Genomic DNA, 25,194 nt, shown 5'->3' with positions numbered 1-25,194 from the left:
AACAAAAATACGAAACACTTTTAATCCCGAACACGTCTTTTACCATATTTTAACCAATTCTCGACACGAATTATGAGACGGTGCAGTAAGTCAAAATAAAGGGTTATAAATAAAAAACAGGTCATTGACCAAATCACAAGGATATTGAACAAAAAAGTATTATGCGTGGCTCCTGCAAAATATTTTGTAGGCTGATACAGGTTAGCTGAAAAATCAAGGTAATGTCTTGGTTTATGTTCATCAGCATAAATGGGGTAAATCTTCTGATGCAACTGTTCACGAAATTCGACAATCCTGTCTGGTGTAGACACATTCTTTACCGCGTCCATTACTGTTTGATTCTGATAGCGAAGTTTTGTTTTTTCAAAAAGTGCTGCCTTTTCAGGTGTATTGGTTAATGCCATCACCATCTGTTCTTTTTGCACCTGCGCTTTATCTTTTTTATTGCCGTAGTAGCGTTTCAAAGCGCTGAAGAAATTTACAGTATTGCGATGCAGTAATGAGTCAAAGGAGCCAATGGCAATCTTATCAACTTCTGCAAACTTATCTTCACCAATCCAGCGAAGTTCATTCTTTATTTCACTGCGCAGTAAGTTCATCGCAGATGCCACATCTGTTCTGTTTTCGTTATACCAACCATCTCGGTTATTCAGTATAAATGATAATCGTGATTCTAATTCTGGTATCAGGTAAATGCGTTTGTACTCCGCCAAGGCTGCTTCCTTATCCAGTTCATAGAATTGTGCTTCAAAAGGATTGTCCCGGAACTGTGTTACCATCATGGCTTCGAAGGCCCAACGCGAGGCCATCATTTCACCAATCACCGGAACGCCAACAGGTTTACCAACACTTGGATTAAATTTATCGAAGTTGATGACTACACCACTTAATAATAGCTGCGGAATAACCAATAAGGGAATCAATATATAAATGGTAACTGCCGAATTGAATGATGCCGAAATATTTAAGCCCAGCATGTTGGCAAAACAAGAGCAGGCAAATAACACAAACCAATAACGCAATTCAGTAAAAGGAATTTCCAGTACCAGATTACCCACTATAATGAAGAGCAGGGTTTGCACAGCCGATATAAAAAACATGATCAGCACTTTCGATGACAGGTAGCTGCTTCGGCTCAGGTTAAGAAATTTTTCACGCTTCAGAATTTTCCGATCGCGAAAGATTTCTTCTGCACTCATGGTTAAACCAAAGAAAAGTGCCACCACCACGCTCATGAAAAAGTAGACAGGAATGTTCTGATTTTCAAAAAAACTATAGCCTGCCTCCTCACCTTTCAAAACATTATAGTATTTCACCATATAACTGATGAATAATGCCAGTAAGGGTGCTTCAAACAAATTGATATAAAAGTATTGCTTATCGGAAAGCTTTGACAGTACATCGCGGGTAACAAATACCTTTAATTGCGTAAACCAATTGGGTATTTTTTGAACAACCGGCAGAGTCTCCGTTGTGTGAATTACCTTGGGGATTTTAGTTTTCTGTTTAAAATACTGATACCATTGCCCTGGAGAAACTTTTCTGGTTGTGGTCAATCTTCCATATTCATTTACAACCTTGGTTTCAATAATGGAGAAAATCTGTTCAGGATTAATATTACCACATTCAGGGCAGGCACCTTGATCACGGTTGGTGGCATTCACGATATTTCTGAAATACAATACGGCATCAACAGGATTGCCATAGTAAATCTGAAATCCACCTACATCTAAAATCAGTAGAGAATCAAAGAGTTTAAAAATATCAGATGAAGGTTGGTGAATAACCACAAAAATCATTTTACCTCTCAGGGACAATTCCTTGAGCAAGTCCATGATGTTCTCAGAATCACGCGAAGACAAACCAGAGGTTGGTTCATCAACAAAAAGCATGGCTGGTTCGCGCAATAATTCAAGACCGATGTTGACACGTTTACGTTGCCCCCCACTAATGGTCTTATCCATGGGTGAGCCTACCTTTAAGTCGCGAATTTCTAAAAGACCTAATTGTACAATGGTTTTATTAACGATTTCTTCAATATGCTCATCCCTATAAGAACCAAAACAGAGCTTGGCCGCATAGAAAAGGTTTTGATAAACGCTCAACTCTTCATGCAGCAGATCGTCTTGTGGTACATAACCAATAATACCCTGTACCTTTTCGGGATGCGTATGTATATCTATACCATTAACCAGTACTTGGCCGCTGGAAGGTCGCTCGGTTCCATTAAGTACATTGAGCAGCGTTGATTTACCTGAACCGCTGGCACCCATAATGCCTATCAGTTTGCCTTCCCGTTCTGCAAGGTTGATATTTTGTATAGCGGCTCTTCCGCTTTTAAAATGATAGAAGAGGTGATCGGCCGTAAATGTAATAGAGGTTTGTGTTTGCCCCACCCTGAAGCGGCCAACGATATCGCTATAATAAATTGTTTCTATCTTATCCCCACGAATGGTGCTGCCCGCAGGGAAAACCTCGATCTTTCTACTCTTTAGTAAAATACTATTCAGGTATAGACCAGAAATACCGAGGTATTTAATCAGATAAGTCTCAACATCAGCGAGATACAAAACCGCCACCATACCATTGATATTCTTTTCGGTAATACGTGGTCCTGGGTAAGGCTTCTCATCGAGGCCTTCATCTATAATTAATACATTTTTAGAGGCGAGTTCATCAATATCCTGACCTGTTACAAAATCCTGCAAAGCCGTAACATCACTTTGTGGAATTTTCAGCGCTTGCCCGATATAAAAAATAAGGTTTCCCTGTCTTTCAGAAATTTCAAAATCGACATAAACCAATTCTATTATCTTGACAATCAGTACTAGTTTCTGCTGAACGGTTAGCGCCTGGTTCACCTTTCTGGCAATCTCCATTATTTTGGCCCAGTCACCCACAAACTCCTGGGTGGCCTCATCCATGGGAATGCTTTCACCCGCAATGGCCTTTCGCTCGTGCTGAGCACAGTAGTTATCGAATAAATCCAGGTAGTACTTTACAGCCTCCCGGTTAAGGTGTTGCCCCAGGAACTCCTTTACTTTATTACGTTCATCATCGGTAATCCTCTCGCGCGCAACAATTGCAAAAAGTTGTATCACCGCTTTGAGCAGTTCTTCACTCATGTTTGGAAAGTCTCCTTAAATTCTTCCAAAATAGGGAAATATGCCGAAACCTTCGGTAGAATTAAAAGTTAAAATTTTAAATAAGTTTTATGCCCATGCTAAATCTTATCTCAATACACTGTAATTTTCTAATACACAAACCGACTTACATAACATTAAAACCCAAATTATGAAACACAAACTACTCACAGCTGTTGTTTTAGGCTTTTTCGCCTTCACAGCCAATGCCCAAACCGCAGATGAGATCATCGCCAAGTATTTTGAAAATACAGGTGGTATAGAGAAATGGAAGACTATTGAAGGCATGAAGATGTCAGCAAAAGTAAATCAGGGTGGTATGGAAATACCCCTGGAGATCATTCAATTAAAAGATGGTCGTCAGTTAACCTCCATTAATTTACAGGGCAGGGTTATAAAGCAAGGTGTATTTGATGGCACCACACTCTGGTCTGATAATTTCATGACCCAAAAAGCTGAAAAAAGTGATGCTGAAACTACTGAGAACTTTAAACTATCACTTGGTGATTTCCCAGATGTATTTTTAAACTACAAAGCTAAGGGCTACAAAGTAGAATTGGCTGGTAAAGAAACCGTAGATGGCACTGAGACTTTTAAGCTAAAGGTTACTAAAAAACCTATTAAAGTAGACGGACAACCTGCTGATGATATCAGCTTCTATTTCTTTGATGCCGAAAATTTTGTCCCCCTCGTTGTTGAAGCTGAAGTTAAATCAGGTCCAGGCAAAGGACAGATTTCTCAAATAAAATTCAGTGATTATCAGGAAGTAAGCAATGGTGTACTTATGCCTTTCTCTTTAACACAGGGTGTAAAGGGTGGTCCTGGTCAGCCTATCATTGTTACCGCTATTGAAGTCAATCCCGTTGTTGACGCTGCTGCCTTCAAATATCCTGAAGGACAATAATTAACTTGATAAAAACTGCAGGCTATCCTGCAGTTTTTTTTTGCTTTGGTTTTTCCTGACTCCATCACGATGTCAGGTATGCTTATGTACCACTGTGTTTTTACAGTAAGATTAAATAAACCTCAATAATGATCATGAAAAAAAATTACTTACCTCTTCTGGCGCTTTTGGTGAGCGGTGCTGCCTTTGCGCAGGACGCTGTCACTAAAGGAAAAGAGCTCTTCGGAGATATGCGCGCCAGGCATATTGGCCCTGCATTGATGAGCGGGCGAATTTCAGATTTAGAACTACACCCTACCAACGACCGTATTGTTTATGTGGGTGCTGCCGGTGGCGGTGTTTGGAAAAGTACGAATGGTGGAGCTACCTTCAATTCCATCTTCGATGAATACTGTCAGTCAATCGGAGCTATTGAAGTTGACCCTTCAAGTCCGGATAACGTAGTGTGGGTAGGAACAGGCGAAACCTGGACAAGAAACAGTGTTACCATTGGCGATGGCCTCTACAAAACCAATGATGGTGGGAGTACCTGGCAAAAAATGGGCTTCGAAAAATCTGAACGGATTGCCGGCATTCAGGTGAACCCTCAAAATTCTAATGAAGTATACGTTGGCGTTATGGGTGCTTTGTGGAGCGACAGCGAAGACAGAGGGCTTTACAAAACAACTGATGGTGGCAAAACATGGAATAAGATTCTCTATGTTGATAAGACAACAGGTTGTAGTGATCTACTGCTCGACCCAAAAAATCCTAACATCATCTACGCCTCTTTCTGGGAATTCAGACGCTCGCCCTGGAGCTTTAACTCTGGCGGCTTGAGTAGTGCATTATATAAATCTGTTGATGGCGGTGCAACCTGGAACAAAATTCACAACGGTTTCCCAAAGGGTAAACTGGGAAGAATTGCTGTCGCGGTTGCTCCATCTAATCCTAACATCTTATATGCGGTAATTGAATCTGAACAGGATAAAGACAAAGGTTTATACCGCAGTGATGATGCCGGAGCGACCTGGAAGCAAACCAATGGTGATTTCGGATTGGTGGTGCGCCCTTTCTATTTCTCCAGAATTACGGTAGATCCGCGCAATCCTGAAGTAGTTGTAAAGGCAGGTTTGTTCGGTTCAATCTCACGCGATGGTGGTAAAACTTTTAAAAACCTGGGACAAATGCATGCCGACATTCACGATATCGTTTTTGATATCAACAATTCTGATCGCATGTATGTGGGTACAGACGGTGGTGTGTATAGAAGCTGGGATGGAGGAACTACCATGGAAATCGTAGAAAATCTTCCGCTATCACAATTCTACCAAATCAGTGTTGATAATGAAGAGCCATACAATGTATATGGAGGCTTACAGGACAACGGTTCGTGGTACGGTCCTTCCAGTTCACCGGGTGGTGTTGAAGCTAGAGATTGGAAAGTTGTAGGGGTTGGAGATGGTTATCGTGTACTGCCACATCCTACCAAGAAAATTCTTTACTCAGAAATGCAAGGTGCAGAGAATGTATGGCGCTATGACAGAGTTAAAGAACAAGTAAAAACTATACAGCCACTGGCGATGAAAGGTGATCCTAAACTTCGCTTCAACTGGAATTCGCCTATGGCCACCAGCGCATTTAAACCAGATCGTTTCTATATGGGCAGTCAGTTTGTGCACCGCTCTGAAGATATGGGTGAGACCTGGGTAAAAATTTCGCCCGACTTAACCACCAACGATCCCTTAAAAACAGAGCAAGGAAAATCAGGTGGTTTATCTCGCGATAATTCCGGTGCTGAAAATCATTGCACCATTTTTACCATTGCTGAATCACCCCTTGATGAAAACATTGTTTGGGCAGGTACTGACGATGGTAATGTACAGGTTACAAAAGATGGTGGCAAAACATGGACTAACGTTGTGGCTAACATTCCTGGTTTACCAAAGAACACCTCTTGCTGGCACATTGAAGCCAGTGTATTTGGTAAGGGAACAGCCTATGCTGTATTCACCGGTTATCAGCGTGGCGATCAGAAGCCATATACGTATAAAACAACAGATTTTGGTGCAACCTGGAAGTCAGTTATCTCCAACGATGTTGTCGGTTTTGTACGCAACATTCAGGAAGATTATGTAAACGAGAATTTACTCTTCCTGGGTACTGAGTTTGGACTCTATATTTCAAATGATGGTGGTACCACATGGTTAAAGTTCACCAACAATATGCCTGCTGTGGCTGTTCACTTCATTGAACTTCAAAAGAGAACAAATGACCTGGTTATGGGTACACATGGTCGCGGTGTAATTATTATTGACGACATCAGTCCTTTGCGTGAATTTACTTCTGAAAATCTGGCGAAAGAATTTCACTTCTTCCCCATCAAGCCAGCTACCATGGATGAGTCTAATGGATTTGGTGGTACGGCTTCTGAAACACAATTTGTTGGTGCCAATGCCAGCACCAATGCAAAGATTGCCTACTACCTGAAAAAGCGTCATACCCTTGGTAAGATGACTGCTGAACTTCAGGATTTGAATGGCAACAAGATCACCGATCTTGATGCTGGTAAATCCAAAGGTATTAATGTGATTGAATGGGGCTTTACAACTAAACCGCCAAAAATTGCAACAGGCAAAACTTTCGCGTTTGGTGGCTTCACCAGTCCGCGTGTGCCAGCAGGTACCTATAAAGTAGTTATTCAGAAAGGAAAAGAAACTTTCACCAACGAGTTGGTTGTACAATACGATCCGAAGTCAGTCATCCCTTTGGCAGATAGAAAAGCCAATGAAGAAGTTACTAAGAAGCTTTTTGACATGACACAAGAGCTTGCCTACATGGTGTATGAAATTGATGAAACCATTAAAGCTGCTGAAGAGCAAAAAACGAAGAGTCCTGCCGCTGCCAAGGCAGTAACACCTTTGTTGACTGAATTAAATAAACTGAAAGAAACACTGGTGATTACTACGGGTGATAATTATGTAGGTGCCGGTGAGCCTCAGTTGCGCGAAGATTTGTCAGAACTGTACAGCAAGGTAGCTTCAACTTTCTTCAAGCCTTCTAATGCTGAGTTGGACAATATGGCTGCGCTTTCCGAACGTATGCAAGCCGCCAAAACAACTTTTAAGAAGGTAAAAGAAAAGCATACACCTAAGTTGAATGAAGTGATGAGCAAGAATAATATGCAGCCCATCATTCTCAAGCCATTTGATGAATTTATCAAATCCAATTAAAATCAAATCAGATTATAAAAAGAAAGGCTCCGGTTTCCCGGAGCCTTTTCTATTTTACTTCAATGCAGTTTATCCTACTCTTTGAACAATCAATTCTGACAAAATCAAAACACTCTCTCTCAGGTATTCATCGTCCATTTTAAAACCAGGTGTAGATACATTACCCGTTTCTTTGTCACCTAACTTAGTGCCCAAATTCGCGTTGGCTCTCTTCCTTTCTGCCTCTTCCATTTCTTTTTTGCGTTTTACTTCATTCAACGAAACTTTGGTTTCTTTAATGTTTCTCCTTACCTCATCTGTGTCGCTGATAAACTTATTCAGTTGTGCATCATTTTTTACACGATCCTGATAAGATTTATTCAATGTGGCCAGGGTTTGTTTATTTACAATAGGTGTTTTTTCATATAAGGTGCTTCTGATTTCATCCCAGGGAAGCGCACTCGGGTTTGCACTTTCACCATACTCTTCTTCATCAAATGGCGAAGGTAACTTAACATCAGGTGTTACGCCTTTGTGCTGCGTACTGCTACCTGTTACTCTATAGAATTTCTGAAAGGTGATTTTTAATTCTCCTACTTCTTCGCCTGCTGCTGGTTGTATAAAGCGTTTCAGATCAACTACTGTTTGCACGGTGCCTTTGCCATAGGTTGATTCGCCAACAACCACTCCGCGGTTATAATCTTGTATGGCTCCGGCAAAAATTTCAGAAGCTGATGCACTAAAGCGGTTGGTCATTACCACGAGCGGTCCGGTAAAGAGAACGCTTGGATCATCATCTTTAGCAACCTCGATGCGATTAGCAGAATTTTTTACCTGCACTACAGGACCATTCTTGATAAAAAGCCCTGTAAGGTCAATTGCTTCAGCCAGTGAGCCACCACCGTTGTTACGCAAGTCAATTATTAAACCATCTACTTTATCTACCTGCAGTTCTTTAATCAGTTTTTTTACATCGCCAGATGTACTGGTATAATCAGGATCTCCCTTTTGGTAAGCTTCCCAATCCATGTAAAAACTTGGTATAGTAATCACCCCCATTTTCAGGTCTTTCGTGCCTTGCTTGTAGGGAACTATTTCCTTTTTTGCCTTTTGGTCTTCGAGCTTAATTTTTTCTCTGACCAAAGTTATTTCCTTAGCAGCGCCCGTCAGTCCGGTCTCCCCCGGCAGATAGCTTAGCCGTACCGTTGTACCCTTGGGGCCTTTGATTAGCTTAACCACATCATCCAGACGCCAGCCGATGACATCCACCATTTCACCATCTGTGCCTTGCCCTACAGCAATAATACGATCGTTAGCTTTTAGTATGGTAGATTTTTCAGCAGGGCCACCGGGTATAATTTCTGCAATTTTTGTATAGTCATTATCCGCCTGCAAACGTGCACCAATACCCTCCAGTGAAAGTGTCATCTGCTCTTTAAATTTCTCTGCCGCTTTGGGTGAGAAATAAGAGGTGTGCGGATCGTAGGCTTCTGTGATTGTATTCATGTAAATATTGAATACATCTTCGCTGTTAAATTGGCGCATGGCTTTATTCATGCGCTCATATCGCTCTGCCAATACCTTCGACATTTCCTCTGGCTTCTTACCGCTCAGTTTCAGGCTCAGTGCCTGATTCTTCAGGTTTTTACGCCACACATCATTGAGCGCTTGTTCGTTCGCTGCCCATGGTTCTTTTTCACGATTGGTTTCGTATTCTTCATCAATCGTAAAATCAAATTGCTCATTAACCAGTTTGGTTAAGATGTAATTCATGCGCTCATCGAAACGCTTACGGAAAACCTTATAAATTTCGTAAGCCGGATCAACATTAGCGAGTTGTGTTAAATCATCCAATGTTGTGCGGTATTTCTCAAACGCTTGAATGTCTGACTTGAGGAAAAAAGATTTGCTTCCGTCTAAAGATTGAATGTACTGATCCAGAATAGCAGAAGACAGCGAGTCGTTGAATTTAATCTTGCTATAATGGTTGTTATTCAGGATCGCAATAATGGTTTGTGCTTCCTTGCCATAAATAGCTTTGGGCTGAAAACTTGTGGTGTCTCTGCCAGAAGCCCAAGACAATGCACTACATGTTATCAGAAAAAATAAAATCGACCCTACCTTCTTCATACTTTTCATTTAAGATTTATCAAAATCGAACTCGCTTAAAAAGCGCTGAGCTTCATCAACCGATTGAAACTCATAGTGCTTTTTACCTTTAACGGTAGAGTGTACTTCAAGTTTTACCAGGTCCACATCATTATTTGAACGGAATTTATACTTCTGGTTTCGGTAATCTGCTTCTGATTGCTTGTTGGACAAATTAAAAGCAGTAGCCCTGTTTGATTTGCAATAAGAACACTGGTAATATTTAACAAGTTCACCTGGCGTGTCAGCGGTTGCCGGTTTAGTTATTTCTTCACGCAGTACTTTCATGGTGAAGAATCCGCAGCTATTACATTTTAAGGCTTCCAGGTGACCAGCATATTTTTCAATTTTTACCTCACCGCTTTTCTCATCCACCCAAACATCATAGTCGATAGAGAAAATATTTTCTTCAGCCTGCATACCCATGTCCAGGTGAACATCTTCTTCTTCTTCACTGAGTAGACGCATTTTAGCACCTTGTGAAGAGGTACGGGGCATGTAACGCCACTTCAACAGTTTTTTGTGAATCACTGATGGGTAATAATATTCAAGGACGAGATATCCCACATAACCAACCAGCGTACCACCGGCTATTGAAATAATGAGACGGGCAAAAAACCATACTTCAATGGTTTTTAGTTTATCCATGCCATAGCGGTTAATCACTAAAGCTCCGGCCACGCCAAAACAGTAAAAAACAAGTTTATAGTTGGCTATTTCTTTGGTATTAATAAAATCGTATTTGGCATGTGGATCTTTGATTGTTGATAAACGAAGGTTGTAACTCAGGTATATCACAATGCCGGAGGCAATCATAATGATGGCTCCGATGATCATGGCTTGATGCCAAAAAACTAAAAAGGGACTGGGTTCTAAATAATCCATAAGCGGGTTTAAATTCTAACTATTCTAACTGTAATAATAAGGGCTTATTGCCATAAGTCCTAGACTAAAACTGCAAGGAACCTAATCAAACAAAATGCCTACCGAAATACGGGGTAAAAGACCTATGCAATTTTACCAGCCTGAATCTTGCGTAAACATGGGTTTGTTGAATACTTAAATTACTGATTTTCAAATATTTAACCAGCATGGCCCAGTGAGCAAAGGGCAATTGTGCATTTTTACACCAAAATACTTGCATTTATAGTTTGAATTGAAGTAACATTGTGTAGTTCTACACATTTTTATGTCCGCTTACGAAATTAAAAAATTGGAAATGGAGCTTCAGGCCTTTATCTCCAGGAATTTTGAAAAACCAGCCAATTGTAAAAACCTTGATCAGATAAGGTTTTATGTGAAGGAATTATGTGCAAAAATTGAAGAACTAGAAATACGTTTCAGCTATGTGCCTGAGTTTGTATACACATTGTTGGCTCAATACAATTCAAGGCAAAATGTGTTGATCAACTCTGAATTTAAAAACAGTTACCGTTAATTCCATTTTTATGCAATACATACCGTCTCCCATTCCCATTCAGTTTCGGTATATGTACTCTGCCACAGCCAATAAATCGGGGCGTATGCAATACCATAAAGTAAAGCCTGGGGAAAGCAAGCTACGCATAAGTCGTAGCGAATTTATCAGCACGTATAACAGCGCTCAGATCGTTTCTCTCCGCCCGATCCAGTCACCTGGCAACGATAGCGAGTTTCAACTTGAATTTTTTATTTAATCAAGGTTTTAAAATTCCTTCCAGGTTTGCCGGGGAATAATTGATTGACTTAATTGTCTTATTATCAGCCTTTCGGTACACTAACCAGTGACTTCCCTCCTGCTGGTAATAACATTCGGTGCCATCTTTTTGCAGATAATGCGCTACCGTTTTTTTTGCCTCTTCTTCATCTTTGCAAGTCTTGCTCATGTTTGAGCGCTGCACCTCATCAAACAAGGCCTTAAATTTTTCGCCTAAGCCAAATTCCAGTATGGCACCTGATAGTACATATTGTAAATCGCAAAGTGCATCAGCCACCTCCACAATGTCATTATTCAAAATGGCTACTTCCAATTCTTTTAGCTCCTCAGCCAACAAAGCAACACGTAATTTGCAGCGGTTCTCTTCCGGGATAGACGGGTTATTAAGGATGGGATGCTTAAAAGTACGGTGAAACTCAGCTACCTGATTAAGTGCATCTGGTTGTTGCATGGCCATGGATATTTTTAGGTTGAACAATTAATCTTCGAATAACGTTAACGCTGCTTAGATAAAAAAATTAGTTTAACTTTGCCTGTATGAAACTTTTCAGGAACACGCATTTTTTAAGACCGGTAGCCATACTGGCAGGTCTTGTGTTTTTGAATCTTAGTTTTTTTCTGACAGAGCTGAATATTCTGGATTTTAAGAAGAATAATGAGGCGCTCTATGAAACCCTTGTACTTACCTTCAATACAATTTGTGAGGAAGAAAAGGATCCTTTAAGTGGTGAATCATCAGAAACTGAATCCTTAAACAAAGAGCTGGATATTTTATTGAGTTCCTTTGAAAACTTTCAGGCAGGTTATGTGCTTCTTATTATTAGGAACAATCCTTCCTGTTTGCATCACCCCTGCGATGGAACCGCAGCCAGCATACATCAACCCCCTGAGCTAATCGCTTAATTCATTTTGTCGTGTTCAACGATGCCGTACAATAATTGATAGTTGTACGAGACCATACCGATGGCGGTATACCCTTTTCGAAATACTATTTTTTAACAATTAGATAATTTTAACATGCCACAGCATTATAACGATATATTTCTTGCCAATAAACAATGGGTTCAAAGTAAACTGGATGAAGACGAACAATACTTTGAGAAATTGAGTAAAGGACAAAAGCCTCCATTCTTATGGATTGGTTGTTCAGACAGTCGTGTGCCTGCCAATGAAATTACAGGTACCGCCCCTGGTGAGGTATTTGTACACCGTAACATCGCCAACATGGTTATTCACACAGACATGAGCATGTTAAGTGTGCTCGATTATGCAGTTAACGTGCTTGAGGTTCGCCATGTAATTGTATGCGGCCACTATGGTTGTGGTGGTGTAATAGCAGCCATGGGACAAAAGCAATTTGGTTTAATTGATAACTGGTTGAGACACATCAAAGACGTTTACAGACTTCATCATGAAGAACTAGATGCCATTGCAGACGAAGGTAAAAGAGCAGACCGATTGGTTGAGTTAAATGTACAAGAGCAGGTGTTCGACTTAACTAAAACAACTATTATCCAAAATGCATGGGCACAAGGTCGCTTCCTTCAGGTGCATGGCGTTGTTTACTCCATAGCCAATGGTATTCTGAAAGACCTGAATGTAACGGTGGGTGATAATTCTGAGATCGAAGGCGTTTACAAACTTCAGGTCAAAAAGAGAATCCTTGTTTAATTCTTTCATTACTCATTCTCATTTGTTTTAGCGGACTACCATGTCAACAAAAAACCTTAATCTTTTTGCTCACCTTAAAAACGATTTGCCCTCAGGCCTGGTCGTTTACCTTGTAGCCTTACCTCTTTGTCTAGGGGTTGCATTGGCTTCCACTGGAAGAGCAGATCTGCTTTTCGCTGGCATAATTGCCGGTGTTGTTGGCGGTGTTGTTATTGGTCTGTTGAGTGGCTCAGCCCTTGGTGTATCAGGACCCGCTGCAGGATTGGTTGTTATTGTACTTACAGCGATTGAAACTCTCGGTACTTTTGAGGCTTTTCTCCTGGCTGTTTTTTTTGCTGGCCTCATACAATTGATTGCGGGATTTTTAAAGGCTGGTATCATAGGCTATTATTTTCCGTCTTCGGTTATTAAAGGCATGCTTACTGCCATTGGTATTACCCTTATCTTAAAGGAGATACCCCATGCATTTGGTTATGATGAGGACTTCATGGGCGATGAATCGTTTTTTCAGGATGATGGTCATAATACTTTCTCTGAATTGTACTATGCCGTACGGTACAGCAGTGCCGGTGCCATCGTCATCTCAGTAGTTTCATTGGCTTTACTTATTTTGTTCGACAAGCCTTTTATGAAGAAGATTCAGCTCTTCAAATTTCTGCCAGGCGCCTTGTTTGTTGTATTAACTGGTATTTTCCTGAATAGTCTTTTTGGTGGTATTGCACCAGATTTACAAATGACAGGCAAGCACTTGGTTCAGTTGCCCGTTGCAACAAACATATCAGAGTTTTTCAGCTTTTTTAAATCGCCTGATTTCTCGGCCATCAGTAATCCGAATGTATACATTGTTGCAGGTACCCTGGCCATTGTAGCCAGTCTTGAAACGTTACTTTCTGTTGAAGCAACCGACAAGTTAGATCCGCTAAAACGAAATACACCCACCAACCGTGAGTTAAAGGCACAGGGTATTGGCAACATGGTTTCTGGTCTGTTAGGTGGCCTACCCATTACGCAGGTGATTGTGCGCAGTTCAGCCAATATTAACTCGGGTGGTAAAACAAAAATGTCTACCATCATTCACGGTTCCATCCTGCTGTTGTCTGCCATTTTTATACCACGCTACCTCAATCTGATTCCCTTAGCTTCGTTAGCCGTAATTCTTTTAATGGTTGGTTATAAGCTGGCAAAACCTTCGCTCTTCAACGGCATGTATGCCCTTGGTTGGGATCAGTTCATCCCCTTTATTGTTACGGTAGTTGCCATTCTGGGTACTGATTTACTGAAAGGCATTGGTATTGGTATGGTCGTAGCGATTTACTTTATCCTTCGCAAAAACTATAAAAACTCTTATCACTATAAGATCGAGAAAAAGCAGGAGCGCCAAACAGTTACCATTACGCTCTCTGAGGAAGTAACTTTTTTAAATAAAGGCAGCATTCAGTTAACCTTAAGCCACATACCTGATAACAGCGATTTGATCATTGACGGAAGCCAGTCCAAAAACATTGATTACGATGTGTTGGAAATCATTCAGGACTTCAAAAATTTTACCGCTAAAGAAAAAAATGTTAAGGTTCAAACCCTGAACATTCCTGAAATTGTTTCAGTAGGTAGCCACTAGGCATCTTCAAAAGTGGAGTAGAAAGCACGTTTAATCAAACGTGCTTTCTATATTTGCGCCCTACTCTCATTTGTATGAAAATCGATTTTATTGAGGAGCTGGAATGGCGCGGCATATTGCACGACATCATGCCAGGCACCAAAGAACAGTTAGCTAAAGAAAGCACCAGCGGGTATATCGGTTTTGATCCTACAGCGGACTCGCTGCATATTGGGCATTTGACTCAAATCATGACCCTACTCAATTTTCAGCGGGCAGGTCACAAGCCCTTCGCATTGGTAGGTGGGGCCACCGGTATGGTGGGTGACCCTTCAGGGAAATCCGCTGAACGCAATCTCCTTTCGGAAGAGATTCTGAATCACAATGTGGCTTGCGTAAAGAAACAATTAGAGAAATTTCTGGACTTTGGTTCAGGCAGCAATGCTGCTGAAATGGTTAACAATTATGATTGGTTTAAAGAATTTCGTTTCCTCGACTTTATCCGTGATGTAGGCAAGCATATTACAGTTAACTACATGATGAGTAAAGACTCTGTACAAAAACGTTTAGAGACTGGCTTATCGTTTACAGAGTTTACCTACCAGCTTGTTCAGGGGTACGATTTTTATTGGCTCTACCAAAACAAAGGCTGCAAGATTCAGATGGGTGGTTCTGACCAGTGGGGTAACATTGTAACAGGCACTGAGTTGATCAGAAGAAAAGCCAGTGGTGATGCATTTGCATTAACAACTAAGCTGATCACTAAAGCTGATGGCAGTAAATTCGGTAAGTCCGAAGGTGGTAATGTATGGTTAGATCCAGCTAAAACTTCACCTTATAAATTCTATCAGTATTGGCTAAATGTTTCAGACGAGGATGCCGCTAATTTCATCAAGATATTTACCCAATTCAGCAAAGATGAAATTGAAGGTTTGATAGCCGATCATGCCACTGCTCCTCATTTGCGAAAACTGCAACAAGCGTTGGCGAAGGACATTACTATACGTGTACATTCAGAAAACGATTATCAAACTGCACTCAAAGCTTCTTCAATTTTGTTTGGCAATTCAACGGCTGATGATTTGAAAAGCCTGGATGAAAACACTTTGTTGAATGTTTTTGAAGGCGTGCCTCAGGTGAGCATTAGCAAATCAAGCTATGAGAACACCTCAACGGTTACAGATCTGTTAAGTGAGGTTACACAAGGAATTATATTCCCTTCAAAAGGTGAAACCAGAAAAATGATACAAGGTGGTGGGGTGAGTATTAACAAAGAAAAAATTACTGATGTGAATGCTAAACCAATTTATACCCTACTTTCAGATAGGTATTTATTTGTCCAAAAAGGAAGAAGAAATTACTATCTGATTATTGTTGAATAGTTTTCCTGCTAAGCGTAAACAAAAAAGGATCGTTTTTCAACGATCCTTTTTTTATGTTATTAAATCGAATTTTAATTTCCTAAGAAATAACGGAAACCCAATGACGGACTGAAAGAACTTGCTCCAAAAGTAAACGATTTATTTTTATCGTTATCACCATCTTTATTTGGGTCAGAGCTATTATAAGAAATTCCTTGTAGTTGGAAATCCAAAGACCACTTGGGGCTGAAGAAATAAGCAAAGCCAGGAGACACATATAGATTAAAAGAGCCTGTTTTAGTCTCATTCCCTGCATCTGGATCGTATTTACCGGAACCTATGTTGAAACCTGCAGTACCTGTAAATGCAAACTTATCATCACCGATAAACTTATAATAACGCACAAAAGGGCCAAAACCTAAGATGGTTTGTTTATCATCATTGGCGTATTTATAAGAATCGAATGAAACATTTACACCAACTGCCAGACCATCAGAAAGGAAATAGCCGAAACTCGGACTAATACCAAACTGTGATGATTTTAAATCATCGGCTGCGGTTTCCGTAGTACTTGAACTAAATCTAAAACTACCTCCGATCATCATATTGCCAGCAGAAGTTTGTGCCATCGCAGCTGATGTTAATAATCCAAAAAGGGTGATCATTACTAGTTTCCTCATAATTATAGGGGGTTAAAATTTAAAAAAAACTGTTGATGAAAATAAAAGTCAAGCTTTCAATTTCACTTGGCATTATTTACCAAGTTTGATGATTTTAAAGCCAACAGAAACCTGGAACACCTGATTTTTAGCATCAGGGCTATTGTTTCCATCATTGATTTTAGATAAGCCAAGGTTATAACGAGCATCGATCGTTAAGCCAAATGGTAAATCCCAACCGGCTCCCAGTGCCAAACTTAAATCACTTCCTTTCAATTCATCTTTAGCATCTTGTGTTGTTTTAACATTGTTAACAATTGTCTCCACTTCAGCCTTGCTTACAAAGCCAAACTGAGGACCCGCTTGGAGATTGATACCGGCAACAGTATACAATTTTAACATGATTGGAATGTTGATGTAGCTGTAGTTCTGCTCGAGATTCTGGCTATTAAATTCGACAGTTGTTCCTTGCTGAGAAAATAATAATTCGGGCTGTATACCCACCTTTGTAAATTTGAAAAGAGTAAAAGCACCTGCATGAAATCCCGTACGGCTTTTGTAATTCTCGCCTACTGATGACTCTGTGTTAATGTTGGCGAAATTTGGTCCGCCCTTGATACCTACTGCCACTTGCACTTGCGAGAAGCCGGCAACTGACATTACCATTAAGATTATTACTAAACTGATCTTTTTCATATTCATTGCGTTTTGTTGGTTAAAGTTAAATAAAGGCATTGAGCTGTGAACTCTGTTAAAGTTAGTTAAACGTGGCTAATAACGATTCATCTACCTCATGAGCATATGTCAGTAAAATAGTTGAGTTAGTTTGTTGTTCACGTGTGGTGGCAAATTTGGCATTCTTATTTCTCGCCCAGGCACGTCTGGCTATTCCGTTGTAAACGTCAAAATGCAGCATATTGGCTAATTTTTGTTCGGCCTCTGCACTACCATCCAATAGCATGCCAAATCCGCCATTAATTACTTCTCCCCAGCCAACACCACCTCCGTTGTGAATAGAAACCCAGGTAGCTCCCCTGAAACTATCACCTATTACATTATGGATAGCCATATCCGCTGTAAAGCGGGAGCCATCATAAATGTTCGATGTTTCCCGATAAGGACTGTCTGTACCTGAAACATCATGGTGATCGCGCCCCAATACAACCGCTCCGATTTTACCTGTCTTAATGGCATCATTGAAGGCTTTGGCTATTTTCATTCTGCCTTCTGCATCGGCATATAAAATCCGGGCTTTAGAACCCACCACAAGTTTGTTCTGCTTAGCTTCACTTATCCATTTAATGTTATCTTTTAATTGTGGATGTATTTCAACAGGCGAATCCTTCAAGATTGATTCTAGCGTTTGCTTTGCGAGCAAATCAGTATAATCTAAATCTTCCTGCTTACCTGAAGTACATACCCAGCGAAATGGCCCGAAGCCATAATCGAAACACAAAGGCCCCATAATGTCTTGTACATATGACGGATATTTAAAATCAATTCCATTGGGAGCCATTACATCTGCTCCTGCCCTGGATGCCTCTAACAAAAATGCATTGCCGTAATCGAAAAAGTATGTTCCCTTGGCTGTATGTTTATTGATAGCCGTTGCATGTCTTCTTAAAGTCTCCTGAACCTTTACTTTAAATTGTTCGGGATTGTTGGCCATGAGTGAATTTGCTTCCTCATACGAAATACCCGCAGGATAATAACCCCCAGCCCATGGGTTGTGCAGAGATGTTTGATCAGAACCTAAATCAACATAAATATTCTCCTGATCGAATTTCTCCCACACCTCTACTATGTTGCCTTGATACGCGATGGAAACCACTTCTTTATGTTCTTTGGCCTTTCTAATTCGTTTTACCAGCTCATTTAAATCGGTGATGACTTCATCTACCCAACCCTGTTCATGTCTTTTTGTAGTGGCCTTGGCATTTACTTCGGCCACAACGGTAATGCACCCTGCAATATTTCCTGCCTTGGGCTGTGCCCCACTCATACCGCCTAAACCAGAAGTGACAAATAGCTTTCCTGCCAAGTCCTCTCCTGCTTTTGAAATCATACGTCCCGCATTGAGTACAGTAATGGTAGTGCCATGCACAATGCCCTGCGGGCCAATGTACATATAAGAGCCGGCAGTCATCTGCCCGTATTGCGTTACACCTAAGGCATTAAATTTCTCCCAATCATCCTGTTTAGAATAATTAGGAATCATCATCCCATTGGTCACTACAACACGCGGTGCAGATTTTGATGAAGGAAACAGACCCATCGGATGACCAGAATACATATGCAAAGTTTGCTCGTCTGTCATGGTGGCGAGATACTGCATGGTCAGTAAGTACTGCGCCCAATTTTGAAATACCGCACCATTACCACCATAGGTAATTAATTCATGCGGATGTTGCGCCACTGCCGGATCGAGGTTGTTTTGTATCATCAGCATAATGGCAGCGGCCTGCTTTGATTGCGCAGGGTATTTATCAATACTTCGGGCCTTCATCTCATATTGCGGACGAAAACGATACATGTAAATACGACCATAACGCTGCAACTCCTCATAAAACTCCTGTGCCAATACAGCGTGGTGCTTCGCATGAAAGTATCGCAGTGCGTTGGTTACAGCCAGTTTTTTTTCAGTAGGTGATAAAATATCTTTTCGCTTAGGGGCATGGTTAACCGAGGTGTCGTATGTTGGCAAGGGCGGCAATACCTCAGGTATACCTTGCAAAATTTCTTCCTTAAAACTCAGCATTGTTTTAGTGCTCATATCTTTATTCAAGTTGAAAATCCTGTACGGTAAAATTTGTCTTTGTGTACTGATACCCAATGTCAAAAATTTCTTTTGCCTTCGACACATCCAGGGGACTGTAAGCACCCAATGCCGGTGGTTCTATTACAATATTACAATGTGCTTTGCTGGCAGTAGAATTTACGTTTATGGCCATGAGTAAACTGCGCATGGTTACTTCCTTGGCATTCTTAATATCGAACTTCTGCCCCACTGGATTAGTATGAACGCCTATGATAAAATCGCATTTGCCTACGAGTGGTCTTACAGGCAGGTTGTCCATTATACCTCCATCGATGTAGACATTACCTTCAAAAGTAACTGGGTTGAATACAGCCGGAATACTGGATGATGCGATTATAGGAGTGATCAACTCCCCTTTAGAGAAGTATACAATTTTACCGAGGCGTATTTCTGTCGCTGCTATGGTTAATGGAAGCCTGAGCGACTCAAAAGAATTTTCGGGCAAATGTTTTTTTAATACTTCGCGAAAACCGTCTAAACTTAAAAAGCCGGTCCATGACCAGGCGGGTCGTACACTTTTTAAAATACCTGTACCCGAAATGATACTTAAAATTTCTTCTGGTTTATAACCATGCGCGTAGAATGCACCTACTATAGATCCTGCACTCGTTCCTGCCAGGCTATCGATTTTTACATTCATTTCTTCCAAGGCTTTTAACACACCTAAATGTGCAAAGCCCCTGGCACCTCCTCCCGATAATGCAATTCCGATTTTCATTCTTTGATATTAACTATTTTATTGATTCGTAACCATATTTAAAATCCGTCTGACCGCTGTTTACTTCAGCTTACAGCGGTCTGACGGATTATCACCTACTTGAAAAATATATTTCCATTAAAGTAGTTATGCGTTTACAAATAATATGTGCTTACCCTAATTCAGTCAATGAAAAAGTCCTCTCTAGTCTAATACCCTTCTCAGTACGTTGCACGGTGCAGCATTCATTAACAGCATCATGTTCTAAAAATAGAATGTACTTTTTATCCGCTGCTTCATTGAGAAAACGCTCTTTTTCTTCTAATGTCAGTAATGGACGTGTATCGTAACCCATTACGTACGGTAAGGGAATGTGGCCAATGGAGGGTAGTAAGTCGGCCATGTAACAAATGGTATGTCCTTTATAATTGATTTTAGGAATCATCATTTTGTCTGTATGACCTGAGGCATAAAATATATCAAAAGGAAGTGATCCTTCTTTTACATATTGCAAATGCCCACTCTCCTGTATGGGTAAAATATTCTCTTTAATAAAAGAAGCTTTTTCGCGTGGGTTGGGTTTGGTGGCCCACTGCCAGTGTTCTTCGTTAGACCAATACTTCGCATTTTTAAAGACAAGCTCGAGTTTCTCTCCATTATATTTTACACCACCACCGCAATGATCGAAATGAAGGTGCGTCAAAAACATATCCGTAATATCATCGGGAGAAAAGCCAGCCTGATGAATTGATTTCAACAAACTGTCATCGCCATGTAAATAGTAATGACTGAAGAATTTGGCGTCTTGTTTATCGCCAATACCGTTGTCAATTAATATTAGTCGGTTCCCATCTTCTACCAACAAACAACGCATCGCCCAGGTACATAAGTTGTTATCGTCTGCTGGATTTGATTTTTGCCAGATGGATTTCGGTACAACACCGAACATGGCTCCCCCATCTAACTTAAAAAAACCTGTATTGATTACGTGTAATTTCATATGTAAAAATTCCAGATTAACTTGACTATGCAGGTATCCTCAGACCCAATACAGTTAAGGATTGAGTTCTGCTAAAAGTAATTTACGAAGTTCTTTTGCCTGTACCAATGCAGTAGAGTCCATTCTGTGCTTCATGGTATTATTATAATGCATGGAGAAGGCCAGGTTTGCAAACATATTGTCTTTCCATAATTGCGAAGCATTTTTTAGACCTATATCGCTAAATTGCATGGTTTTCATCAGATAGGGCGTAATGATGCTGATGCGTTGCTGGTTAGAAATATCATCAAAAATTTTTATTGAGCCGTAGTGCTGATGATAAAGTTCGGTTATCTTTTTTCGCAACTCAAAATTTTCAATAGCGTCTAACTTACCGGAAGCTACTAGTGATTGGTAGGAATTATCCTTGGGGTTAAAAGGAACAATCAGGTATAAACTGCTAATCATGGTAGCCACTGAGTCCTGAATAATTCTTTGTGTAATAATACTCTGCGTAAGTGCCTGAGAAACCTTCATCATGTAGCGAAGTGTGTCTGTAGAAATCGTCAACTCATCAATGTCGCTTTGTAAATCATCAGCCATAGAAGCAAGGTAGGCATTCGCTTGTCGTCTACTGTTAGCATTATTGCTCCTTTCTGTTAGGTAAAAAGCAATGTACACTCCTATCACAATGGCCAAGAGGTTGATCAGCTGATTTTTCCATTGAATCTTCTCCGATTTTTTGCTCATCGCGATTTATAATTTTAGTCGGGTCATATTTTTTGCTGATAATAAAAAAGCTGCCTTTTTTCGAAGACAGCTTTTTTAAATCTTAAATTTCAAATTTCAAATTTAAAATTCAAAACGGGTGTTTTGTGATTATTCTTTCACAACACCCATGGCACAGAATTTATCAATGCGCTTACTGATGCGGTCTTCTGGTGTAAGCTTATTCAATTCCTTGAAGTTATCCATGATCACTTTCTTCACTTCTTGCGACATCCACTTTAAGTTAGTATGCGCACCGCCCAGTGGTTCTTTTACAATGCCGTCAATCAGTTTCAACGACAACATATCCTTACCAGTAAGTTTGAGTACTTCAGCAGCCTGCTCTTTATAATCCCAGCTTCTCCACAAAATAGAAGAGCATGATTCAGGAGAGATGACAGAATACCAGGTATTCTCCAACATCAATACTTTGTCGCCAATGGCTATACCCAAAGCACCGCCTGAAGCACCTTCACCAATTACAATACAAATAACAGGCACTTTCAACATGAACATTTCTTTCAGGTTGCGTGCAATGGCTTCACCTTGTCCGCGCTCTTCTGCCTCAAGACCAGGGAATGCACCAGGCGTATCAATAAAAGTAATAATGGGCTTGTTAAATTTCTCTGCCATCTTCATCAGACGCAAGGCCTTACGATAGCCTTCAGGATTGGCCATACCGAAATTACGCATCTGGCGCTGTTTGGTATTGCGACCTTTCTGTTGACCGATAATCATGAAAGTCTGACCGTCAATGGTTCCCAAACCGCCAACCATTGCCTTGTCATCTGCTACATTACGGTCGCCATGCAACTCTATAAAATCTGTGGTGATCTCATAGATGTAATCGAGTGTGTAAGGTCTGTCGGGGTGACGAGAAAGTTGTACTCGTTGCCAGCCGGTGAGGTTGTCGAAGGTTTCTTTTTTCAGGTCCAATATTTTCTTTTCGAGGGCTTTCACTGCGGCTTGCACTTCTTTGTCGCTATCGCCTGCCAGTGTCTTCATGTCTTCCAGTTTAGACTCCAGTTCAGCAATAGGTTTTTCAAAATCCAAAAGATTCATTAGGCTCTATCCATTAGTGAGGCGACAAAGTTAATAGTTTTTTAATATCTCGTTTTTTAGTCAAAAAAAGGGGATTTTAAATTTATAAGTAATTGATTAATAGAAATTTAGATAAGTGAGTAATTTATGTGACTGCTTATTTTTATAAAGAGACTGTCGTCCGGGTTTTACTAAATCAAATGCTTCAGTTACCTGTGCTCTTATGTACAATCCTATATTTTGTATTTGATAAAAAGAGACAGCCTGAGGTGGACAAAGGCTGTAAAACAAAAAGCCTCTCTATTTCTAGAGAGGCTTTTGCGGTCCGGACGGGTAGGCATAAAACCTCATTTCTGCTTAATTTAAGCGGTTTTAAGGGTGCAAAAAGTAAAAAAGGGTAAAAAAAAGGGTAAATTTCGGGGTAAATAAAAAAGGGTAAAAACTTTAAAATACTTCGGGGTAATATGTCATTTTTTGAAACCTATACTTTTACGCTCTAATGGGAAAAACGATTCATGGAAACCTCTTTAATGTACGTGCGCGTATCAACTCCAAGGTTGATCCAGCCTACATAGATATTCGGGTTGATCCCAAAACAGATGCCTATAAACAGAATGACATAGGCGTATACACCAAAGATGGGGTTAGGTTAAAGGTCAATGAACAAGATTGGAATAAGGGAACGGTCACAGGTGGGTATTCTGCTGATCAGTTAAAAGAAATCAATACCCGTATTACTGCACTTCAAATTGAAGTTTCCCACTTTGTTGAGAATAACCCCAACGCTACCAAACAAGTCATTGAATCTCATATATATGGAGAGAACCTAAAATTCTGGAAAAAGCAAAGAATCAAATTCTTGGATGTTCCTGTTTTCAAAAAGGTATACACCGACCTATACAAAGAATTAAGGCAAATCAACCCCAAGGAAAAGATCATCACCACTGAAAAAGTGGTTAGTGTTGAAAATGAATTTAAGGTAACACGGGTTAAAGAGGTTGAAAAGATCATTGATCCTTTATCACTTGAAGATTTCCCTAATCAATTTGATCCAACCTTATACGAATTTTTCAAAAAGGAATATTTAGAAATTGCCCATAATGCCATCGAAACAATTCACAGGTTTACTTTAGATGATAAAGAGCGTTTTGATTACACCTTAAACCAGATATTAAAAGGGTACATCCAATTAAGATTGTACAAGAATGAAACTGAATACGTCCGTGTAAACAAACAGGTATTGGATGAATACGAAAAGCATTTGAAAAAAGGTTTGGTTTTTGCCAATATAAGTGAAGAAGATATTGAGCGGTTCGAAATTGACACCAAAGAAATTCAGGAAGATTATTTATTAAATCTAAAAGAAAAGGTAGAGCAAAAACAGAATGATTATGTTGAATCCCTCCTATCACCAGAAGATCGATACAATATAGGCAAGTTCAATAAAGAAGATATTTTTGAAATCTTTACAAGTGGGTTTTATACCAAATTCCCAAATCAAATAAATAAACCTTCAATTTTGTGGCGACTTTTAGAGTATAAGATGAATGCCAATCCCCCATCTCATATAAAGGATTTTTCCGTTGAATGGAGTAAGGCATTTCTAAGTTATATTTTTAAGAACGGGGTAAAGGATACGAACTTTAGAGGCGTTGATCCAACCACTGTAACCAAGGAAACCTTTGCAGGTAAAAGGATATTCTATACTAAAGATAGATATGCAGATGTATTGAAATGGTATAAAGATGCCGTCAATAAGTTAACAGAATTAAAACGTTTACCCCTTATTGACCTAAAGCAGGTTAATATTAAAATGTTCTATACTCAACAGGAATTAAAGAATATTGACACTTTAACCCAAGATGAAAAGTTCATCACCAAACCAGAACTTGATAAACTGCTATACCACGAATTTTCAACCAATGAGTTGAATTTAACCCGTGATCGGTTCATATTGCTATTGATGTTCGGTGGACTTCGTATCAATGAATTCAGACCTGACAAAATAAAAACAGGTGGTTCACTGCATATTGAAGATGATGGGTATGGAACAAAGTTCGTTTCCTATTACACATCGCACAACCAGAAGTTAAAGGAAATGGCAAACCCTATCAATGAATATACCGATATTATATTAAAGAAATACAAGTACAAAATCCCGTTCTACACCGATAAGAAAGGAAAAGCAAGCGAACCGAATGAAGGTCACTTTAACAAGTCATTAAAATTAATGGCAAAAGAAATAGGGATATTCAAACGAAAAGTAAAGGATAAACAACGCAATGCAAAGGGTGAAATGACAACGGTCAAAGTGCCTATTGAAAACGACTTTAGTTCACTTTATGCACGGCATAGTATCTACCCTATATTCAAGTACAAGGAAATGCCTAAAGAGCAAATAATGACGTTTGTAGGGCATTCAGGGAAAAGGGATTCATCGAACCATTACGATCCAAAATTATTCAAAGATGTTGCCTATAAAAGGAAACTCATTGAAAAGTATGGTATCAAACCTGACTAA

20 protein-coding genes are annotated in these 25,194 nt (G+C 40.0%); 9 read left to right on the top strand and 11 right to left on the bottom strand.

Annotated features, from left to right (window positions below; all coding sequences use genetic code 11):
• Positions 1-20: 20 nt before the first annotated feature.
• Positions 21-3,125, bottom strand: coding sequence for an ATP-binding cassette domain-containing protein (locus tag ACO1XM_RS14285; RefSeq protein WP_486230129.1), 3,105 nt, complete (start codon positions 3,123-3,125; stop codon positions 21-23).
• Between the two features lie 169 nt (positions 3,126-3,294).
• Between ACO1XM_RS14285 and ACO1XM_RS14280 the strand changes: the two genes are divergently transcribed.
• Together ACO1XM_RS14280 and ACO1XM_RS14275 are read left to right on the top strand one after the other, a co-directional pair.
• Positions 3,295-4,047, top strand: coding sequence for a LolA family protein (locus tag ACO1XM_RS14280; RefSeq protein WP_486230127.1), 753 nt, complete (start codon positions 3,295-3,297; stop codon positions 4,045-4,047).
• A 134-nt stretch (positions 4,048-4,181) separates the two neighbouring features.
• Complete coding sequence (locus ACO1XM_RS14275; protein ID WP_486230125.1) at positions 4,182-7,259, top strand: WD40/YVTN/BNR-like repeat-containing protein; 3,078 nt, start codon at positions 4,182-4,184, stop codon at positions 7,257-7,259.
• Between the two features lie 69 nt (positions 7,260-7,328).
• On the opposite strand, the gene ACO1XM_RS14270 is transcribed toward ACO1XM_RS14275, so the two are convergent.
• Both ACO1XM_RS14270 and ACO1XM_RS14265 read right to left on the bottom strand, forming a co-directional pair.
• A complete protein-coding gene (locus tag ACO1XM_RS14270; RefSeq protein WP_486230123.1) occupies positions 7,329-9,368 on the bottom strand; it encodes a carboxy terminal-processing peptidase in 2,040 nt (679 codons plus the stop codon).
• 9 nt (positions 9,369-9,377) lie between these two features.
• Positions 9,378-10,271 carry a phage holin family protein gene (locus ACO1XM_RS14265; protein ID WP_486230121.1) on the bottom strand — a complete coding sequence of 298 codons (894 nt, stop codon included), beginning with the start codon at positions 10,269-10,271 and terminating at the stop codon, positions 9,378-9,380.
• A 304-nt stretch (positions 10,272-10,575) separates the two neighbouring features.
• On the opposite strand from ACO1XM_RS14265, the gene ACO1XM_RS14260 reads away from it, so the two are divergent.
• On the top strand, positions 10,576-10,824 hold the full coding sequence (locus ACO1XM_RS14260; RefSeq protein WP_486230119.1) for a hypothetical protein: 249 nt from the start codon (positions 10,576-10,578) through the stop codon (positions 10,822-10,824).
• 10 nt (positions 10,825-10,834) lie between these two features.
• Complete coding sequence (locus ACO1XM_RS14255) at positions 10,835-11,062, top strand: hypothetical protein (RefSeq protein ID WP_127123750.1); 228 nt, start codon at positions 10,835-10,837, stop codon at positions 11,060-11,062.
• Here ACO1XM_RS14255 and ACO1XM_RS14250 read toward each other — a convergent pair whose 3' ends face one another.
• Complete coding sequence (locus ACO1XM_RS14250; RefSeq protein ID WP_486230240.1) at positions 11,063-11,533, bottom strand: pyrophosphohydrolase domain-containing protein; 471 nt, start codon at positions 11,531-11,533, stop codon at positions 11,063-11,065.
• Positions 11,534-11,619: 86 nt separating this feature from the next.
• On the opposite strand from ACO1XM_RS14250, the gene ACO1XM_RS14245 reads away from it, so the two are divergent.
• The 4 genes from ACO1XM_RS14245 (at position 11,620) to tyrS (ending at position 15,732) form a co-directional block, all read left to right on the top strand.
• Complete coding sequence (locus ACO1XM_RS14245; protein ID WP_486230117.1) at positions 11,620-11,985, top strand: hypothetical protein; 366 nt, start codon at positions 11,620-11,622, stop codon at positions 11,983-11,985.
• A 114-nt stretch (positions 11,986-12,099) separates the two neighbouring features.
• Positions 12,100-12,753, top strand: coding sequence for a carbonate dehydratase (gene can / locus ACO1XM_RS14240; protein ID WP_486230115.1), 654 nt, complete (start codon positions 12,100-12,102; stop codon positions 12,751-12,753).
• Between the two features lie 40 nt (positions 12,754-12,793).
• Positions 12,794-14,371 (top strand): SulP family inorganic anion transporter, encoded by a 1,578-nt coding sequence (locus ACO1XM_RS14235; protein WP_486230113.1) that lies wholly within the window; start codon positions 12,794-12,796, stop codon positions 14,369-14,371.
• A 74-nt stretch (positions 14,372-14,445) separates the two neighbouring features.
• Positions 14,446-15,732 carry a tyrosine--tRNA ligase gene (gene tyrS / locus ACO1XM_RS14230; RefSeq protein WP_486230111.1) on the top strand — a complete coding sequence of 429 codons (1,287 nt, stop codon included), beginning with the start codon at positions 14,446-14,448 and terminating at the stop codon, positions 15,730-15,732.
• Between the two features lie 71 nt (positions 15,733-15,803).
• Here the strand turns inward: tyrS and ACO1XM_RS14225 are convergent, their stop codons facing one another.
• The 7 genes from ACO1XM_RS14225 to ACO1XM_RS14195 form a co-directional block, all read right to left on the bottom strand.
• Positions 15,804-16,391 carry an outer membrane beta-barrel protein gene (locus ACO1XM_RS14225; RefSeq protein ID WP_486230109.1) on the bottom strand — a complete coding sequence of 196 codons (588 nt, stop codon included), beginning with the start codon at positions 16,389-16,391 and terminating at the stop codon, positions 15,804-15,806.
• Between the two features lie 72 nt (positions 16,392-16,463).
• A complete protein-coding gene (locus tag ACO1XM_RS14220) occupies positions 16,464-17,066 on the bottom strand; it encodes a porin family protein (RefSeq protein WP_486230107.1) in 603 nt (200 codons plus the stop codon).
• Positions 17,067-17,127: 61 nt separating this feature from the next.
• Entirely contained in the window at positions 17,128-19,143 is a 2,016-nt protein-coding gene (locus tag ACO1XM_RS14215; RefSeq protein WP_486230105.1) for a urocanate hydratase, read from the bottom strand.
• Positions 19,144-19,147: 4 nt separating this feature from the next.
• Positions 19,148-19,906 (bottom strand): patatin-like phospholipase family protein, encoded by a 759-nt coding sequence (locus ACO1XM_RS14210; protein WP_486230103.1) that lies wholly within the window; start codon positions 19,904-19,906, stop codon positions 19,148-19,150.
• 151 nt (positions 19,907-20,057) lie between these two features.
• Positions 20,058-20,885 (bottom strand): MBL fold metallo-hydrolase, encoded by an 828-nt coding sequence (locus ACO1XM_RS14205; protein WP_486230101.1) that lies wholly within the window; start codon positions 20,883-20,885, stop codon positions 20,058-20,060.
• A 54-nt stretch (positions 20,886-20,939) separates the two neighbouring features.
• Positions 20,940-21,614, bottom strand: coding sequence for a hypothetical protein (locus tag ACO1XM_RS14200; protein WP_486230099.1), 675 nt, complete (start codon positions 21,612-21,614; stop codon positions 20,940-20,942).
• A gap of 129 nt (positions 21,615-21,743) precedes the next feature.
• Entirely contained in the window at positions 21,744-22,694 is a 951-nt protein-coding gene (locus ACO1XM_RS14195) for an acetyl-CoA carboxylase carboxyltransferase subunit alpha (RefSeq protein ID WP_486230097.1), read from the bottom strand.
• A 478-nt stretch (positions 22,695-23,172) separates the two neighbouring features.
• On the opposite strand from ACO1XM_RS14195, the gene ACO1XM_RS14190 reads away from it, so the two are divergent.
• Positions 23,173-25,194, top strand: a complete 2,022-nt coding sequence (locus tag ACO1XM_RS14190; RefSeq protein ID WP_486230095.1) for a hypothetical protein — start codon at positions 23,173-23,175, stop codon at positions 25,192-25,194.

The sequence above is a fragment of the Chryseotalea sp. genome (genome assembly GCF_057350905.1).
This window is presented reverse-complemented; position numbering and strand designations above follow the sequence as displayed.